The 16,806-nt window shown below is 36.6% G+C and carries 20 protein-coding genes; 3 read left to right on the top strand and 17 right to left on the bottom strand.

Annotated features, from left to right (window positions below):
* Positions 1–244 precede the first annotated feature (244 nt).
* The gene (locus tag A5866_RS07865) at positions 245–1,573 is read right to left on the bottom strand and encodes an aminopeptidase C (RefSeq protein WP_086443884.1); all 1,329 of its coding nucleotides are present in this window, start codon (positions 1,571–1,573) and stop codon (positions 245–247) included.
* A gap of 151 nt (positions 1,574–1,724) precedes the next feature.
* Here A5866_RS07865 and A5866_RS07870 point away from each other — a divergent pair, with 151 nt between their 5' ends.
* Both A5866_RS07870 and A5866_RS07875 read left to right on the top strand, forming a co-directional pair.
* Entirely contained in the window at positions 1,725–2,099 is a 375-nt protein-coding gene (locus A5866_RS07870; RefSeq protein ID WP_086443883.1) for a GntR family transcriptional regulator, read from the top strand.
* Positions 2,100–2,113: 14 nt separating this feature from the next.
* A complete protein-coding gene (locus A5866_RS07875) occupies positions 2,114–3,496 on the top strand; it encodes a DUF5808 domain-containing protein (RefSeq protein WP_086443882.1) in 1,383 nt (460 codons plus the stop codon).
* Positions 3,497–3,663: 167 nt separating this feature from the next.
* On the opposite strand, the gene A5866_RS07880 is transcribed toward A5866_RS07875, so the two are convergent.
* On the bottom strand, positions 3,664–3,915 hold the full coding sequence (locus A5866_RS07880) for a hypothetical protein (RefSeq protein WP_086443881.1): 252 nt from the start codon (positions 3,913–3,915) through the stop codon (positions 3,664–3,666).
* Between the two features lie 163 nt (positions 3,916–4,078).
* Between A5866_RS07880 and A5866_RS07885 the strand changes: the two genes are divergently transcribed.
* On the top strand, positions 4,079–4,558 hold the full coding sequence (locus A5866_RS07885) for a GNAT family N-acetyltransferase (protein WP_086278548.1): 480 nt from the start codon (positions 4,079–4,081) through the stop codon (positions 4,556–4,558).
* Between the two features lie 95 nt (positions 4,559–4,653).
* Here the strand turns inward: A5866_RS07885 and A5866_RS07890 are convergent, their stop codons facing one another.
* From A5866_RS07890 to A5866_RS07960, 15 genes are all read right to left on the bottom strand, one after another.
* The gene (locus A5866_RS07890; protein ID WP_086443880.1) at positions 4,654–5,271 is read right to left on the bottom strand and encodes an AAA family ATPase; all 618 of its coding nucleotides are present in this window, start codon (positions 5,269–5,271) and stop codon (positions 4,654–4,656) included.
* Positions 5,272–5,277: 6 nt separating this feature from the next.
* The gene (locus tag A5866_RS07895; RefSeq protein WP_086443879.1) at positions 5,278–6,141 is read right to left on the bottom strand and encodes a class II fructose-bisphosphate aldolase; all 864 of its coding nucleotides are present in this window, start codon (positions 6,139–6,141) and stop codon (positions 5,278–5,280) included.
* A gap of 27 nt (positions 6,142–6,168) precedes the next feature.
* The gene (locus tag A5866_RS07900; RefSeq protein WP_086443878.1) at positions 6,169–6,567 is read right to left on the bottom strand and encodes a hypothetical protein; all 399 of its coding nucleotides are present in this window, start codon (positions 6,565–6,567) and stop codon (positions 6,169–6,171) included.
* A gap of 15 nt (positions 6,568–6,582) precedes the next feature.
* Positions 6,583–7,872, bottom strand: a complete 1,290-nt coding sequence (locus A5866_RS07905) for a PTS sugar transporter subunit IIC (protein ID WP_086443877.1) — start codon at positions 7,870–7,872, stop codon at positions 6,583–6,585.
* Positions 7,873–7,902: 30 nt separating this feature from the next.
* Positions 7,903–8,208 (bottom strand): PTS sugar transporter subunit IIB, encoded by a 306-nt coding sequence (locus A5866_RS07910; RefSeq protein WP_086443876.1) that lies wholly within the window; start codon positions 8,206–8,208, stop codon positions 7,903–7,905.
* Between the two features lie 24 nt (positions 8,209–8,232).
* Positions 8,233–10,329 carry a BglG family transcription antiterminator gene (locus A5866_RS07915; RefSeq protein WP_086443875.1) on the bottom strand — a complete coding sequence of 699 codons (2,097 nt, stop codon included), beginning with the start codon at positions 10,327–10,329 and terminating at the stop codon, positions 8,233–8,235.
* A 285-nt stretch (positions 10,330–10,614) separates the two neighbouring features.
* On the bottom strand, positions 10,615–10,815 hold the full coding sequence (locus A5866_RS07920) for a heavy-metal-associated domain-containing protein (protein WP_086443874.1): 201 nt from the start codon (positions 10,813–10,815) through the stop codon (positions 10,615–10,617).
* 15 nt (positions 10,816–10,830) lie between these two features.
* Positions 10,831–11,295 (bottom strand): CopY/TcrY family copper transport repressor, encoded by a 465-nt coding sequence (locus A5866_RS07925; RefSeq protein WP_086443873.1) that lies wholly within the window; start codon positions 11,293–11,295, stop codon positions 10,831–10,833.
* A gap of 508 nt (positions 11,296–11,803) precedes the next feature.
* On the bottom strand, positions 11,804–12,520 hold the full coding sequence (locus tag A5866_RS07930) for a transketolase family protein (RefSeq protein WP_254907517.1): 717 nt from the start codon (positions 12,518–12,520) through the stop codon (positions 11,804–11,806).
* A 141-nt stretch (positions 12,521–12,661) separates the two neighbouring features.
* The gene (locus A5866_RS07935) at positions 12,662–13,474 is read right to left on the bottom strand and encodes a transketolase (RefSeq protein WP_086443872.1); all 813 of its coding nucleotides are present in this window, start codon (positions 13,472–13,474) and stop codon (positions 12,662–12,664) included.
* Positions 13,475–13,489: 15 nt separating this feature from the next.
* Positions 13,490–14,143 carry a dihydroxyacetone kinase subunit DhaL gene (gene dhaL / locus A5866_RS07940; protein WP_086278537.1) on the bottom strand — a complete coding sequence of 218 codons (654 nt, stop codon included), beginning with the start codon at positions 14,141–14,143 and terminating at the stop codon, positions 13,490–13,492.
* An 85-nt stretch (positions 14,144–14,228) separates the two neighbouring features.
* Entirely contained in the window at positions 14,229–14,993 is a 765-nt protein-coding gene (locus tag A5866_RS07945; protein WP_086443871.1) for an SDR family oxidoreductase, read from the bottom strand.
* A 17-nt stretch (positions 14,994–15,010) separates the two neighbouring features.
* The gene (locus A5866_RS07950) at positions 15,011–16,000 is read right to left on the bottom strand and encodes a dihydroxyacetone kinase subunit DhaK (RefSeq protein ID WP_086443870.1); all 990 of its coding nucleotides are present in this window, start codon (positions 15,998–16,000) and stop codon (positions 15,011–15,013) included.
* An 18-nt stretch (positions 16,001–16,018) separates the two neighbouring features.
* On the bottom strand, positions 16,019–16,360 hold the full coding sequence (locus A5866_RS07955) for a Lin0368 family putative glycerol transporter subunit (RefSeq protein ID WP_086278534.1): 342 nt from the start codon (positions 16,358–16,360) through the stop codon (positions 16,019–16,021).
* A 15-nt stretch (positions 16,361–16,375) separates the two neighbouring features.
* Positions 16,376–16,798: a Lin0368 family putative glycerol transporter subunit gene (locus A5866_RS07960; RefSeq protein ID WP_086278533.1), complete on the bottom strand. Its 423-nt coding sequence runs from the start codon at positions 16,796–16,798 to the stop codon at positions 16,376–16,378.
* Between the last annotated feature and the right edge of the window lie 8 nt (positions 16,799–16,806).

Below are 16,806 nucleotides of genomic sequence, written 5' to 3' on the forward strand. Positions count from 1 at the left end.
TTTTATGAACATTTATATCTCATGATTTTGTAAATCTAAGCAACATATGATACACTTACTTTATCAAAAAAAGATTCCTAGTGAATCAGTCAACGTTGATATTACTTACTTTAGGCGGTAGTAATGTCAACGTCTTTCTTTTGTCTATACAAATTATACCACACTAAAATCTTTTTGAAAATATCCGTAGACTTAGCGTAATAAAAAGAACCCACCTCATTTGAGGTGGGTATAATTTTTATCTTTATGCTAAAGCGCCCATTGGATCCCAAGGTGCTAAAACGGTTGGTTCTTGTTTCCAAACTTCTTGTAATTCTTTCGATAATAACTCTTTACGAATAACGATTTGATACGTATATTCATCCATCCAAGCATCACTCATCACAAAAAATCCTTTATCGCCGACTTTTTCTCCCCAGCTATTTTCTACTTTCCATTTAGTTGAAGTACCATCGATTACATCTACTCCCGTTAAAACCATCGCGTGGGTCATTAGACTTTCACCGAAATCTAAGCGCTGTGCTTTCGTCATCGTAAAATCGATATCAAATAAATCGTTCATATCATAAGCATCTAGAGACATAATTCCACTATCTCTAGTTGAAGATTGACCAACATCACAGCCAAACCAAACAGATTCACCCTGTTCTAATTGAGCCACAGCAAGTTTCTTAAAGGTGCTCATGTCCACATTGATATACTTCACTTCTTTACCGCCTACGACATTGCCTAGCATTTCTACTGTGTAGGTTTGATTGTAAGGTTTATCCGCTGTGGGTGCATTGATCACACTTACATAGTCATCCAGGTTAACGCCAACGTATTTTTCATAGAATGATTGAGGCGTCAACTTTTGATCTAAATGATAGTTTTTCTCTTCATCACGGTATTCAAAATCAAACGTTTCCGGAGGTGTACCTAATGAAGTTGCTAGAAAATTATATACTTCCTCTAACATTGTTTCTTTAACCGCTTGAACTTCGGCTGCTGATTTTCCAGCCGTTATCAACTCACGCAAAATCGTTGCGTCTTTTCTTAGTTTTTTGTTTAGATAATTGTTTAAGTCTCTAGAATTTGAGCTATTGCTACTTTCTGGCATAGCTGTTTTTGGCACTACACCGTATTTTTGGAAAAGAGAGACGATCATATCCCATTGTCCACCATCTTGCTGTGGTGTTGCTAATAAGAATGCAACCTTTCGGCTATCTAATTCTTGATCCGCTGTCGCAATGATATTTTCATAGAAGTAATTTGATTTTTCATACTTATCCCAGAAAAATGTATAGTTTTGAGAAAGTTCAAAATCTTTTAAGTTGAAGCTATTGATCATTTTGTGTCTAAAAGTGTTTAAGGCAGCAAACATCCAGCAACGTCCGCTTTGTTTTTGGTTGGCTACTTTTCCTGTGGTAATATCGACAGAAAATACTGGCACATTATTTACTTCAGCCTGTTGATTTTGAGCAGATGCTGTGATGCCATTTTTGACAACGCCACGTTGTAAGGCGTTTAGTTTATTATTTTCTATGAAACTATCGTGAAATTTTTGTGTTACAGTTGGTTCGATCACTGACATATTGATTCATCCTTTCAATTATAAGGTTAGTTCTCATTGTCATTATATGCCTGAATCTTCAATCACTCAAGTTTTTGATAAGATAAATTTGCATTTTTGCATCACTTGTATTATCATATGTAATACAAAATAGTAAAAAAGAGGTGATAATATGTTATTAGAGATAGATACTCAAAGTCAAATGCCGATCTATCAACAGATCTGTAATCAATTGATCCTTGGAATTGCTACAAATAAGTTGAAGCCAGGTGAAATTTTACCTTCTGTTCGACAAATGGCTGATGAAATCGGAGTCAATATGATGACTGTTTCAAAAGCTTATACTTCATTGAAAAATGATGGTTATATTTTAACTGATCGTCGAAATGGAACGAAAGTAGCCGAAAAACAACCGCTGGATCCACCTTTTTATACCCGATTTTTAAAGGAACTGGAATTATTGCTAGCCGAGGCTTCTATTCATCAATTATCTGAAAAAAAAATCCAAGCAGAAATCCAACAGATTTATCAAAAATTTGAACAGTAAAAGGTGTGTTGAAAATGAATTTCTTTCTATATTTACTACTTGTTGGGGTCAACTTTTTAATGGCATTAGCAGGTAGAATCCCTGCTAATCCGCATAAAAATATTATTTTAGAAACAACTTTACCTAAAGAAAAACTTCAAGATGAACAGGTTCTAACGATTAGTAGAACTTACAAGAAACGGCTACTACAGTGGGCTTTTATTTTCTCTGTCGCTGCACTTCCAATCCTTACCATATCGTATGATTCATTGACATTGATTTATTTTCTAGTAATGATCTTTTGCTTTATTGGTACCTCATTTTATTTGCAAGTCATCTATATTCGCAAAATGACGACTGTTAAAGTCCAAAATAATTGGATTTTACCTACAAGCCCACTCCTAGTTGATACCACATTAGTGGCTAATAAAAATCGTAAATTAATTTCCATTTGGTGGTTTTTACCTAGTATTTTGATCACTATTTTAGGTTGTATTTATTCTTTTACAACTCTTGGTTTGTCTAATGGTAATTGGATCATTGGTCTGATCTCACTGCTAATGTCAGCCATGTTTTTACTTTTCTATTATTTCATTGCACGTTTTCCTGTTAAGCCTTTAACAAGTGATGAAACAATTAATCAACAAGTCAATGATCAAATGCGGCATCACTGGTCTGTTTTAATGGCTGTTTCAGCACTAGTTTTGAGCCCGCTAGCGTTTATTTCCGTTAGCTCAGTTTCAATTCCTTATGAAAAAATGATGTTGTTTTCAATGGGTTACGCCTTACTCATTTTTGGCTTTGTCCTTTTCACTTTTTACTATTTATTTTCATCAAGAAAAAAACAGGATCATTTGATTGCACAAGCAAAGGAATATCGTTATAGTGATGAAGATCAATATTGGAAGTATGGCATTTATATTAATCCAAATGATAAAAGAATCATGATCCCGGACCGTGTGGGGATGAATATCTCTGTAAATTTAGGCCGACCGGCTGGGAAACTAGCTTTAGGGATAATCGGTGTTTTGGTTTTATTTTCTTTAATTGGAGCTAGTATTCCAATGGTGATCAGTGATTTTTCAGCCAATCCATTTGAATTGAGCACATCACATAATGGGATTTCTCTATCTGCTCCTTTAAGTCAAAGCAGAAAAATCACTTGGGATGAGATTGAATCTGTAGAATTGATCAATACGCTTCCTAAAGATCGACTTAAACTATACGGAACAGCAACAGAAAATTATTTAACTGGGGAATTTCAAATCAATAATGAACCCGCTTATTTACTTGTTTTAACAAATAAGAAACCGATTTTAGAAATAAAGACGAATAATAAGCTGTATTACTACACAAATAAAGACACAACATTAACCGAAAAATACTATAAGGATATCCAGACGATACGTGGAAAATAGAAAAAGGTTGGGCCCCTAAGAGAGGGGCCCAACCTTTTTTTACTTTTATCTAGCTTCACGAGCTCGTTACTCTTTTATTTTTCCAATGTATTCTTGATCATACCTAATAATGCCTTCACATCTTCGGGTCTTGTATCTACTATTTCTAGATCGACGATTGAACACTGTTACCTGATCGTCAAATACACAACTATATTTTTTTCTAATTCTTGTCTGCTGAAAAATAAAACGGGTCGACTTTTAACTCGGATCGCTTCTTGATTAGTCAATAATTTATTCAAATCTTCACTAACAGTGTTTCTTACTAAAGATAACACCTCACTGATTTCTTGATCCGTAACCCCTTTCAATTGTTCCACTGTTTTTTGCTTTTTAGTTTGTTCAGCGAGAATATTGCCTACTTTTTCTAACCTGTGCATATCAGCTTACCTCATTTGTTTATTAAGAATTATTATACTTGATTGCTTGATAAGTTAATAGAGGAGATTATTTTGCTAAAAAATGCTCGATTCTGCAAAATATACTTTGACATATTTCTTTAATGTGATTAAACTAAGCTTAATGAATAGGAGTGAACAACTAATGACTGTATTCAGTTTAAGAAAATATCAAAAATCTGATTTAGAAAACATAATTGCTATATTTAACGGAACTGTTCAAGCAATCAATAAAAAAGATTATACACAACAACAGATCGAACAATGGGTACAGCTATCACCTGATTACGATAAATGGGATGCTGAACTATCGTCTAGTTATACAATGGTTGCATTAAACAGAATGGAAATCATCGGTTTCGGTAATATATCTGACACGGGTGAGCTTGGTTACTTGTATGTAGATAAAAAGTGGATTGGCTATGGCATAGGAAAAATGTTAGTCCAAGACTTAATGGATCATGCACTTAAAGCAGGAGCAAAAGAACTGATTGTTTATTCATCGATCACAGCGAAGCCTTTCTTTGAGTCGTTTGGATTTGAGGTAGTGGAACAAAAAATCAATTACCGTAATGGTGTTTTGCTCATGAACTATTTGATGGTTTATCGTAAAGAGGCCAAGTAAGGATTTAACTTACTGAATCGTTTAGCAATACAAAATAGAGACATTCACTGGAAATTTCAGAGATGCCTCTATTTTTGTCGTTTTCTATTTATTTTTTAGTGGTTATTTTCGATCTTGTTTTTCAAGTATTCAATCAGAGAACGATAATCAACTTTCAGATAATCTGTAACATCAAATTCGTGAAGTTCTCCTAACTGAAATTGATTATAACCTCTTGTGTTAATAATTTGTTTGAATGCAGCTTTTGTAATATGATTGTCTGCTTCGTTGCGATTTTCTAATTGATCATGAAAATGGTAATGTGTCATCAAATGACTCAGATGTCGCTCAGGCTCTAAATCCCGTTTCTTTCTGCGTTCCCACAAGACTTCAAAATCAGCAACCAAACGGATCGTGATCACTTCATATCCATAAGTGTCAGCAAAGTGAGCGAGTCTATCTTTTTGTTTGTCACTAAATGGATACTCTGAAACGATCACCTGTTTTCCTGCCTCCATATATAATTCTAAAACCCCATAATAAAAGTGCCAAACCCTTTGTTCCAACTGCTGCTTTTCATCAAGCGTATCAAATCCAACTGAATCGGCAAATAATTCCTTCCCTTCATCTGGTGTGATCAAAAATAGATCAGGAATCTGTTCTTGGATTTTTTGAATCAAATAGGTTTTCCCTGTTGCGGGACTACCTGCAAGTAAGATTAAAAGTTTCTGCATCCAATCCTACCTCATAACAAGCGGGCTATCCACATTCATAAATAACCCTATTTTATGTTTGACAATTTCGTGACATACTTCATTGGCAGGAATTACATTGTATCGTAAAGACTTATTAATGGCTGTCGCTTCAAATGATTCTTTCGCCGTTTTAGTCCAATTAACTAAAAGTTCTGTTCCAACATTGAATTTTCGGATACCGTTATTGATCAGCTCTGGGTAGTCTTCTTCTTTTACACCAGTTCCTCCGTGGATTACAAGAGGAATATCAACTGTGGCATGAATCTCTTTTAACAACGGTAAGTTGACTTCTGTTTTAGACTTAAATTGACCGTGATTGGTTCCAATCGCAATTGCTAAAGCATCAATTCCTGTAGCTTCTACAAATATACGGGCATCTGCTGGTTTTGTGTAGACTTTGTCATTTTCCTCTACATGAATTCCTTCCTCTGTGCCGCCAATCGTTCCTAATTCCCCCTCAACAGAGACTCCTCGTGGATGGGCATATTCTACCACAGCTTTCGTTTTCAAAATATTTTCTTTAAACGGTAAATGAGACCCATCATACATTACAGATGTATACCCTTGATCGATTGCCTCTTTGATATCATCAAAATTTCTTGCATGGTCTAAGTGAAGAACTGCATCTACCATTTCTCTATCAGCCATCGTTTTCACTACAGAAACTAACACATCATAACCAATATATTTCGCTGTATCCACACTGGTTTGAATAATAATCGGAGCACCCATTTCTTTCGCTGCTCGAATAATTTCTGGCAACATTTCTAAATTATGAGCGTTAAACGCTCCCACTGTAAAGTTCAGTTTTTCAGCTACTGTTGTAACTTCTTTTAATGTTGTATACATTTATTTATCCCCTATCTGTTGATTTGTCTAACCACTGATCGTGACTTTTTTAGCGATCTGTCTCATATCATCCATTTTATTCATCCATTGATCAATGCCTGCTCCATCACCCTTTTTAGCAGCCTCTGCTCGCTTTTGATTGTACAAACTCATTAATTTTTTATAGCCTGCTCCAATACTGTTTTTATGGGACTGACTTTTTTCTAGTGATGCGATTGCTTCGTCGATTTCACTTAGTTGTGCAAATAACAAACCGACTTTTTCATGTTTTTCAGCTAACACACTATCTATTGGTTCTGATGCTGTGATTTCTAAAGTAAGTTCAGCAATTTCTTGACGTAATTCATTTTTTTGTTCCTCTGTTAAAACCTCGTCGACTTCTGCTTTGATAGGTTTTGTTTTTTTCTTTTTTAAGAAATCAAACATCGTTTCACTCCTTTCCTAAAAGGCCTTCGTAATTGGGCTAATGAGCCAAGCATATAAAAGTGCTGCCGTAACGGTATCCACATCTGTTGCTGTAGCATTGATAAAGCCCATACTGTTGAAAATCGTCACTAATAGTGCTGGTAATAAAGTGATAAAGAATCCATGTGCGATCCCACCAATGATTGCACCACGTCTGCCACCAACTGCATTACCAAAAATCCCGGCTGTACCACCTGCAAAAAAATTGGTCAACATTCCTGGTAAAATCATCGCTAAGCCAAACGTTGGTAGAATGAACATCGCCAAAACCGCTCCGATCGTTGTTGTAATAAATCCTAGAATTACTGCATTTGGGCTGTAAGGAAAAAAAACAGGACAATCTAGAGCAGGAATTGCATTTGGCACTAGTTTCATCGCAATCCCTCTAAAAGCTGGTACGATTTCTCCCAGTAGTAAACGAACACCTGCTAACAGGACGTAAACACCAACGACAAACTGAATTGCTTGCAAAAAGGCAAACATAATATAATTTTGATTGCCAGATAAAGTTGCTGCAAACGTTTCACCTGCAAACAATACTGTCACGATATATAAAGGAACCATTACAACCATCACGGATAAATACGTATCTTGAAGAAACTCAAAGGATTTCGGCAACTTAAGATCTTCCACAGACTTCTTATTTTCACCACGTTCACCAAAAATCCAGGCAACACCAGCTTCAAATAAATACCCTATCGTACAAAAATGACCTAGTGCAATATCATTCGACCCTGTTATCTTTCTAATAAACGGCTGTGCAATCGCAGGCATTGCCACCGCAAAAACACCACCAATAAATCCACCAACCACAATCAACACAATCCCGCGAAGTCCAGCAAAGTAACCAAATACTGTTGTCATCGTTGCCATCCACAAAATAGCTTGCCCTGTTAAGAAAATGTATTTCCATTTCGTAAACCGTGCAATCACTATATTAAAAATAAAAATTGCTAAAAATGTTAACGCGATATCCCGACCGAGTCCAAGTTCATTCATTGCTTGTCCATTAATCGCTTCAATGGAAGGAATGATTCCTTGCATATGAAATCCTTTAGTAAAAATCTCACCAAAATAAGTCAAACTGCCTACAATAATACTGGAACCCGCACTTAACACTTGAAACCCTAATAAGGTTTTTAGTGATCCCGACAAAACTTGCCCAATCGATTTTTTTTGCAAGATCAATCCCAGCATAGCAATCAAGCTAATCGTGATCGATGCCTGTGTCAAAATGTTTTCGATGATAAAATTAACTACCCCCATGATAAAAAACCTCCATTTATATTCTTGTCGCTAAATAGCGCCTTTTGCTTGTAAAACTGGTGTGATTTTTTCATCTATTTCGGCTTTTGAAACAATATTTTTCAGATAAATGATCGCTGTTTTTTCTTCATCAATACTAAATTTTTCAAATTGTGTCTGAAAGTTTTGAGCTGTAATAATGATATCTGGATTCATTGAAACGGCAGATGAGATATCTGTATGTTCAAGTTTAGCTTCTACTCCTTTCTGTGTTAATACATCTTCTGCTGCCATTTGCGCCGCAAAACTACTGCCTAACCCTGCTCCACAAACAAATAAAATTGTTAATTTTTTCATGATAATCCGCTCCATTTCTTCGTATTATTTTGTTTCTTTTAACGCTTCTTCATATAGGATTGCTTCAAAATCAGTTACATTATTACAGCTAGCTAAACGCTCGATTTTTGTCTCATCATTAATCAATTCAATCAAGCTTTTCATGATATTTAAGTGGGAAAATGAATCGACTGCTGCTAAACAAAAAATGATTTTCACTGGATCATTTTCTTCATTACCAAACACAACAGGTTCGGCCAATGTTGCAACACTGATTCCTAATCTATTGACCCCATCTTCGGGTCTTGCATGGGCTAGCGCTAGATGTTTTCCCATAACGATATATGGACCAAATTCTTTAACAGAGGCAATCATTGCTTCCACATAAGATTCTTTGATACAATTTTCGCTTAATAAAGGAAGTGCGACTCGTTGAATTGCGCTCTCCCAATCTGGACATTTTTCTAATAACAAGATATCGCTCTTCTTTAAGACATCTTTCAGCATTGGCTGCAACTCCCTTTTATTTATCTTTAAATGATTCTTATCAAAAGTATTTTCTAATTGTTGGTAGATATTACTAGAAATCATTCCACCACTTTCTTTGATCAAGTCAAGAACTGTATAGAACAATTCGGTAGAATCATTGGCATTATTTATTAGACGCTTAAATTGTTTATTTCTCTCCAAGAATTCTTGGATGTTTTTCCGACTTTCTACTTTGATGATCGGATCTACAACTAAAATTGGTTTTTCTGGATACGTTAAACTAAGCGTTGAAAAAATCAAATCCACATCCAATTTCTTGATTAGCTCCATTTCTCCTGTACTTAAGACAGCCAGTACATCGATATTGAACAATTCTTTCAAATGTTCTGCCAATAACCGACCTGTTGCTGTACCGTGATTGCAAATCACAACAGCTTTATAGGTATAGGTCAATTCTTGATTGATTGCACTGACAGAGGTAGAAAAATGAATCGTCAAAAAGGCCATTTCATCTTCACTTAGCTCATTTTTGGTAATGACTTCAATCGTTGGTGCAAATTTTTCAATCGCAAAATAAATATTTCCATAATATCGTTTAACCGTTTCCTTTAAAGGATTTAAAATGTGTATTTCGCTTTTTACCCGGCTAATCAAGCCAGCCATATGCCGATACAATCCTTCATGAAGCGATTCTTCTTTCTTGGAAAAAGGAATTTTTGTCGTTTGCTCGACGAATTGGATGAGCTGAATCGATAATAATTGTGCTTGTACCCATTCTACAGAGTTGCTGATACTACCAGTGTTAAAGGTTTCCAGCATGAAAATAATATAGTTTATTTCTGAGCTAGGCGGTCTGACAGCAAGTATTCGGCACAATTGATTGATAAACGTCTGGAGCTTATTTTGAGCTGGCTCAACCTCTTCCCAAGAAGAGTTCATAATCAATTCCTGCCTTAAATAACGGCTTAGCCAAATAGCTGTAAACATGACCAGTTGATTTCGGTAAAGGTCCTCTCGTGCAGAAATTGTCTGATGATAGACCTGATCGATTTTCTTCAATATATGCTTAGGAATATAGCGAAATAGATATTTTTCTGAAGTACTCAAGCCCACTTCATTTCCCTCAAGAAAACGCAAACTATCAATAGTTTGGTTAATCACATCGTAAATCATGGTTCGAATGGTTCGTTCGGAGCCTTTCAAAATAATCCCTTGCTTAGGTATACTCAGAACCTCGAGTCCATATTCTAAAAGAATCGTTCTGACCCTGCGCATATCTTCATCCATTGTACTTTTTGAGATTTGGTACTCTGATTCTTTTTGATATAAAAACACAGGCTGCTCCGATAAAGAAAATGCTAAAATTAGGTCAAAAATTCGTTCTTCTCGATTTAAGTAATCGAATTCATCTTTTTCATCCAGATACCCCTCCAATAATTTCCTTTCCTTTTGCTCTAGCTTTAAAAGCATTCCTCTGTTGCGGATCGTTTTAATTTCAGGTAATTTTCGTTCATTAAGAAAAATATTGATTTCTTTAATCTCATTTCTGATTGTTCTGTTACTGAGTTGAAAATCTTCGCTTAGCTCGCCTAAAGTCAAAGGATAGTCCGACCAAATAAAACGGTTGAATAGTTGGATTGTTCGATCTTTCATCTGCTTCTCTCCTTGCTTGGTTTTATTATATAATGATGCGGAACAATTGATTAGTAGAGATTGTTGCACTATTTATTGGCAAGAATGTAAGCGCAGACATTTAGTGAAAAAAATAGTTACAGTTTTAGTATACAAAAAAAGAGAGCTGACAAAACTAAAGATCAGTTTTGTCAGCTCTCTAAATCCGAATAAACGGCGAGAAAAAAGCAGCTCATTCGGAAATAAACCCTTTTTTTCTCGGCCTCTTTGAGTTGTAATAGATAATTTTTAGTCGCAATCTACTTTTTAAGCTACAGTAAATTTAGTTTCTGACAATGAGTTTTGTAACTCATCATTTGAGATTTCTCTGTCACTTGTTACAGATGCAGATTTTTTCTCTAAATCAACACTAGCAGATTGAACACCTGCAATTTTTTCAAAGTTTTCTTTAACGATATTTACACAACCATCGCATTTCATTCCGTTGATCGTTACTGTTTTTTCCATTTATAAACACTCCTTCTAATTTTTTGATACGCTTGGTTTAACTAAATGGCACTGACATTGTCCAGGTATACAGTTACAAGGTACGACATCCACAGCTGATTTGCGTTTCTCTTTTAATAAGGCTTCTAGCTCATCGAGATCTTGAAAACTTAATAAACTATCAGTAATGATCGTCTCAAGAACTTTTCCGACTTTTTTGCTACAAACTTTGGCCAGCATTTCTTCTGAAAGTGCCTCGATACTTTTGCGCTCTTCTACTAATGGAAAATAGTTGAATTTATTGCCATTGCGCTTCGTTCCAAGTAGACCTTTATCGACTAAACGACTTAATAATGTTTTAACTGTAGTACTTTTCCATTCAGTCTTTTCATTTAAGATCTCAGTCACTTCTTTGCTTGTCGTTTCCTCTGTAGCCCAAGCAACACGCATAACTTCCCATTCAGCGTCAGTAATGTTTAAGGCTTTTTTCTTTTCTGACATAAAAAGTCTCCTTTTTATTGATTTCTGGTCGGACTACCAAACTCAACTACACACGTAGTCGATTCTTATATTAATAATAGCTCTTTTTTTATGGTTTGTCAAAGGGAAGATTTTATTTAAATGAAGAGCCTGAGACATAACTCAAAAAGTTATGTTTCAGGCTCTTCGTATCTGAATAAACAGCGGGAGCAAACGGTCATCCCTACTTCGAGGATCAGAGTGAAACGAGAACCGTAGTTGCAGAAGCAACTCCTTCTTATTGCTGTAAAAAAACAGCGCGGTACGAGCTGATGCTTTCTCGTCAAAGACTCGTCGCAGCTAAACATTGTTGCACAGTCCCTATTACACTACGTTTCGATTTCATCAATCTCTAAGCGTCAACAATACTAAGAATTGAAGGACTTGGTTCTCGGAGTTAAACACTTTTGTCCCAACCTCGCTCTTTGCTATAAAGATAATATTTTCACTGTTTTAATCAAATTTTCAGCAGTCAATCCGTATTTTTCTTTTAATAAGGCAGGATCTCCTGATTGACCAAAACGATCTTGAAACCGATTTTTACGATTTTTGTAGGATAATTTTCAGAAAGATATTCAGAAACAGCTGAACCAAGACCACCGATTATGCTATGTTCTTCTGCAGTAATTAACCATGGGGTTTCTTTAGCTGCCGACAATACAAGCTTTTCATCTAACGGTTTAATCGTGGAGAAATTCAAGACACGAATAGAAATTCCTGCCTTCTTTAACGCTTCTGCAGCCATTAACGCTTCTTGCACCATTAATCCAGTAGCTATTATAGTGCCATCTCCCCCTGTGGTCAGGGTCTCACCACAACCAATGTTGAAAGTTGGCTTTTCTAAATGAACTCTTGTCACTGCTAAACGACCTAAGCGTAAATAAACAGGACCCGTGTGTTCCATTATCGATTCAATAGCAGCTTCTGTTTCTAAATCATCAACAGGATTCAAAATAGTCATTCCAGGAATCACTCGCATCAATGCAATATCTTCAATCGCTTGATGTGAACCACCATCTTCTCCTACTGTTATTCCTGCATGGGTCGCCGCAATCGTTACATTTAAATGTGGATATGCCACGCTGTTACGAATCTGTTCATACGCTCTACCTGCGGCGAATAGTGCAAAACTACTTGCAAAAGGACGTTTTCCACCTAGTGCTAGCCCCGCTGCAGTACCAATCATATCAGCTTCTGAGATTCCCATATTGTATTATTTGGTGCTTGCTTCGCAAAAATATCTGTTTTGGTTGCAGCGGATAGATCAGCATCTAAAACAACTAAATCTGGATGTTATTTTAGTTTTACCAAGGTTTCACCGTATGCCTGCCTTGTTGCTTTTTCCATATTATTCTGCCCCCTTTAATTCAGCTAAGGCTTTTTCTGCTTCTTCTTTTGAAGGAGCTTTTCCATGCCATGATACTTGATTTTCCATAAAACTGACACCTTTGCCTTTGATCGTTTCGCAAACAATAACAGTTGGTGCGCTCGTTTGTTTTTTTGCCATTTGGACCGCTTTGGCAATCGACGGGATATCGTGTCCATTTGCATGGAGAACATGCCAATTGAAACTGGTGAATTTTGCACCGATATCATTAACGCCCATGATTACATCATTTGTACCATCTATTTGCAAGCCATTGTGATCAATAAGTACAATGATCCGATTCAACTGATAATGAGCCGCACTCATCACAGCTTCCCAGACTTGCCCTTCTTGAAGTTCACCATCGCCTAGAAGAACAAAAGTATAGCAATCACTATTATCGATTTTTTTTGCTAATGCCAACCCGTTTGCAATCGATAACCCTTGCCCTAATGAACCACTTGATACGTCAACACCATATGTTTTATTCCTATCTGGATGCCCTTGCAAGTGACTGCCAAATTTACGTAATTGCATTAAATCACTCTTTGGAAAAAAGCCTTTATCTGCTAATACTGCATAGAGTGCCGGCGCCCCATGTCCTTTTGATAAAACAAAATGATCTCTGTTTCTCTGTTGATAGTTTTGCGTATTGATTGTCATTTCTTGATAATATAAGGTTGTTAAAATATCGATTGCTGATAGTGAGCCACCTGGATGTCCTGAGCCTGCGGCTGCCAACGATTGAATAATCATGATTCTCAATTCTTGCGCTTTTTTCTCTAGTTTTTTCATACTACACAACCTGCTTTATTTAGTATTTTTCATTTCTTCATAAAAGACATTGAGCAACATCCACGATGATTCTGCCCCAGGATCTTTGTGCCCGATTGCGCGTTCACCAAGACGCATTGCACGACCTTTTTTAGCAATTAAAGGGATTGTGGATTCTGCACCTTTTTGCATAATTTGGATTGCTTTTTCCATCACGGTCAGATAATCATCGTCTGTTTTGTGTGCTTGTAGATAGTCAATCCCGGGCAATAATGCATCCAACATTGTTTTATCCTGCAACACTGCTTTTCCTCGGGCTTGAATAGCATCAATACCGGATTGCAGCATATCGACAAATTCTGAAAAGGTGACTTCTGTTTTTCCTTCAACGTCTTTTCCCATTTTTATAAAAAAGCTACCGTATAATGGTCCTGACGCTCCACCTACTTTAGAGAGTAGAATCATTCCAGATTTTTTAAGTAATGAGTTGATATCTTTGGTTGTTTTATCTAGCTCGTCAATCTCTTTAGAAATCCCACGGAAACCAATGCTCAAATTGATACCGTGATCCCCATCTCCAATATTAGAATCCAAAGAAGTCCAATAATCTCTTTGTTCTTCTGATAGCTCTGCCATTTTCATAAGTGAATTTCTAAAAAAGTCTTTATTTGCGATTACTGCTGTTGTCATCGTTCATTACTCCCATCTAAAATAAAATTCTTTTAGGTATTAAGTAATAATTGAAAAAACAAATTATTACTTAATACCTATATTGTTATTTGATCGTATATCCACCATCAATCACAAGATTTTCTCCAGTGATCAAGTTTGATGCATCAGTCGCCAAGAAGAGTGCACAAGCAGCCACCTCTTCTGGATAGCCGAAGCGACCAGCTGGAATTTGTTTTTTCATCTCTTCGCCCACTTGACCTGCCCAAGCTTTTTTACCTAGCTCAGTCAAAATAACGGTTGGAGAAATACAGTTTACATTAATATTATATTGTGCCCATTCATAGGCTAACACTTTTGTCATCGAAACAATTGCACCTTTACTCGCGCAATATGCAACATGATTATCTAAAGCTACCATAGCAGCTTGTGATGCCATATTGATAATTTTCCCACCATTAGCATCGATCAATTCATTCCCCACTGCTTGTGCCACTAAAAAGCTACCTTTCACATTGATTCCAAATGTTTTATCCCAGTACTCTTCTGACAAGTTTTCAGCATCATCCAATAAAGCAACGCCAGCAGAATTAACTAAAATATCGATTTTCCCAAAATATTTTTTTGCTGCTGCGACAGCCGTAATCACACTATTTTTATTGGTAACATCTACTTTGATACCTAAACCCTTTTCTTTGAATTTTTCTGAAACAAGTTGCTCTGTTTCTTCTTTTATATCAAAAATGACAATTTCAGCCCCTTTTTTCACAAAAAGTTCTGCAATTGCCTCACCGATTCCACTCAATCCCCCAGTGACAATCACCACTTTATCAGCTAAGCCAAAATTTATATCATATCCTTTATAGTCCATTCTCATACTCTCCTTTTCTATAATTTCATATATGGCGTATCACATGACATATCAAGCAACTCCTTTAATTCACCATCTAACCTAACAATTGTGATCGACATACCAACCATATCCATTGACGTTGCATAATTTCCTACTAGTGGTCTATGGATCATGATTCCTTTTTCTTTTAGCACTTCAGCAACACGGCGATAACAAACATATAGATCCATTACAGGTAACCCACCTAGACCATTGACCATCACATGATACTCTTCTCCGGTCTTTGCTTTTGCATCTTCTAAAATATAGTGCAAAAGTTGATCCACAACTTTATCTGCTGGTTCTAATTTACTTCGTTCGATTCCTGGTTCACCGTGGATGCCCATACCAACTTCCATATCACCTTCATCCATTTGGAAAATAGCTTTTCCTGTCACTGGCAATGTGGATGAGGATAATGCAACACCCATAGAATAAGTATTACTATTCGCTTTTTCTGCTAATTCTTTCACTCTATCTAAGTCATATCCTTTAGCAGCCGCTGCTCCTGCAACTTTAAATACTGGAACATCTCCAGCTACACCACGACGATCTGGAATATTTTTAGCTGAGTATACATCATCTGTAATCAAGACTGTTTCAACTCTAATACCATCTTCTGCGGCAAGTTCTGCTCCCATATCAAAGTTCATCACATCTCCAGCATAATTTCCGTACATGAACAGGCAGCCTTTGCCACTATCTACAGCTTTTACAGCATCATAACAAGCATCTGGTGCAGGTGAAGTGTTGATATTACCGACAACAGAAGCATCAGCAAAATTTTTTCCTACATACCCGATAAATAAAGGTTCATGTCCTGATCCACCACCGACGATCACGCGTACTTTGGGTTCTTCACTCATTTTTTTGCTAACAAGAACTCTTTCATTGCCAGCAAATTTGACATACTCTTCATGGGCAGCGCAATAACCTGCCAGCATCTCTTCAACTACTTCATATCCATCATTTACTAATCTTCTCATTTAAATCTCTCCTCTGTTTTATAAAAATAATGACAATAAGAATCCACCAAGAATACCACCTGAAACTGCTGCTAAAATATTTCTATATGATTTTTTCACACTGCCTCCTGTTAATGCAGAAGCAACCCAAACACCTACGCCAGCAGATAATCCCATGTCGACCCACGCTGTTCCAGATTGTGTGATCATCGGTGTGGAAATTCCATGATTGATACACCAAATAGTTCCAACAACAAATGCCGCTGCCATCCAACCGCCAATCGCCCCCCATTGATCAACCATTTTTCCCCAGATCATCCGAACCACAAATGGAAATAAAAAACCACCTAAAATTGTTGCAATCCCTAAACTAATCGTCATTTTTTATTCTCCCCTTTATTCCGTTTCTGCTAAACGATCCAATTCTTTTCCCGTCATGCCAGGCTCTGGTGCAGTTTCTTCATACTCGTCATCTTTTGCCATATTTTTTTCAAACGCTGCAGCGACAATTCCGCCAAGAATCGCACCGACTACAACTAAACCAATTGTTGGTAATGAAGATACTAGGCTCTCAGTTCCATTCATAAATGTATCCCGCATAATTCCACATACGCCGATCGCTAGCCCCATATCAACAAATGCAGCATCATCTTTATTTCCTACTAAGTTAACAAAATGATTCATAAACCACATCGGACCAATAATGATAAAAGCTGCTAAGTAACCACCAAAAATTCCAAAAGCACCTAACTGTCCCCAGACTGCCATCACTAACATTCCAGCAATTGTGTAGCCAACCAATCCTCGTATGAACTTCATTGTTTTGC

The sequence above is a fragment of the Enterococcus sp. 12C11_DIV0727 genome (assembly GCF_002148425.2).
In the GTDB taxonomy this organism is placed as follows: Bacteria; Bacillota; Bacilli; order Lactobacillales; family Enterococcaceae; genus Enterococcus_L; species Enterococcus_L lemimoniae.

What these genes read in the sequence shown, in the direction of transcription:
- A5866_RS07865 (WP_086443884.1), bottom strand. Translation starts at nt 1,573, where the DNA reads ATGTCAGTGATCGAACCAACTGTAACACAAAAATTTCACGATAGTTTC.
- A5866_RS07870 (WP_086443883.1), top strand. Translation starts at nt 1,725, where the DNA reads ATGTTATTAGAGATAGATACTCAAAGTCAAATGCCGATCTATCAACAG.
- A5866_RS07875 (WP_086443882.1), top strand. Translation starts at nt 2,114, where the DNA reads ATGAATTTCTTTCTATATTTACTACTTGTTGGGGTCAACTTTTTAATG.
- A5866_RS07880 (WP_086443881.1), bottom strand. Translation starts at nt 3,915, where the DNA reads ATGCACAGGTTAGAAAAAGTAGGCAATATTCTCGCTGAACAAACTAAA.
- A5866_RS07885 (WP_086278548.1), top strand. Translation starts at nt 4,079, where the DNA reads ATGACTGTATTCAGTTTAAGAAAATATCAAAAATCTGATTTAGAAAAC.
- A5866_RS07890 (WP_086443880.1), bottom strand. Translation starts at nt 5,271, where the DNA reads ATGCAGAAACTTTTAATCTTACTTGCAGGTAGTCCCGCAACAGGGAAA.
- A5866_RS07895 (WP_086443879.1), bottom strand. Translation starts at nt 6,141, where the DNA reads ATGTATACAACATTAAAAGAAGTTACAACAGTAGCTGAAAAACTGAAC.
- A5866_RS07900 (WP_086443878.1), bottom strand. Translation starts at nt 6,567, where the DNA reads ATGTTTGATTTCTTAAAAAAGAAAAAAACAAAACCTATCAAAGCAGAA.
- A5866_RS07905 (WP_086443877.1), bottom strand. Translation starts at nt 7,872, where the DNA reads ATGGGGGTAGTTAATTTTATCATCGAAAACATTTTGACACAGGCATCG.
- A5866_RS07910 (WP_086443876.1), bottom strand. Translation starts at nt 8,208, where the DNA reads ATGAAAAAATTAACAATTTTATTTGTTTGTGGAGCAGGGTTAGGCAGT.
- A5866_RS07915 (WP_086443875.1), bottom strand. Translation starts at nt 10,329, where the DNA reads ATGAAAGATCGAACAATCCAACTATTCAACCGTTTTATTTGGTCGGAC.
- A5866_RS07920 (WP_086443874.1), bottom strand. Translation starts at nt 10,815, where the DNA reads ATGGAAAAAACAGTAACGATCAACGGAATGAAATGCGATGGTTGTGTA.
- A5866_RS07925 (WP_086443873.1), bottom strand. Translation starts at nt 11,295, where the DNA reads ATGTCAGAAAAGAAAAAAGCCTTAAACATTACTGACGCTGAATGGGAA.
- A5866_RS07930 (WP_254907517.1), bottom strand. Translation starts at nt 12,520, where the DNA reads ATGGGAATCTCAGAAGCTGATATGATTGGTACTGCAGCGGGGCTAGCA.
- A5866_RS07935 (WP_086443872.1), bottom strand. Translation starts at nt 13,474, where the DNA reads ATGAAAAAACTAGAGAAAAAAGCGCAAGAATTGAGAATCATGATTATT.
- dhaL (WP_086278537.1), bottom strand. Translation starts at nt 14,143, where the DNA reads ATGACAACAGCAGTAATCGCAAATAAAGACTTTTTTAGAAATTCACTT.
- A5866_RS07945 (WP_086443871.1), bottom strand. Translation starts at nt 14,993, where the DNA reads ATGGACTATAAAGGATATGATATAAATTTTGGCTTAGCTGATAAAGTG.
- A5866_RS07950 (WP_086443870.1), bottom strand. Translation starts at nt 16,000, where the DNA reads ATGAGAAGATTAGTAAATGATGGATATGAAGTAGTTGAAGAGATGCTG.
- A5866_RS07955 (WP_086278534.1), bottom strand. Translation starts at nt 16,360, where the DNA reads ATGACGATTAGTTTAGGGATTGCAACAATTTTAGGTGGTTTTTTATTT.
- A5866_RS07960 (WP_086278533.1), bottom strand. Translation starts at nt 16,798, where the DNA reads ATGAAGTTCATACGAGGATTGGTTGGCTACACAATTGCTGGAATGTTA.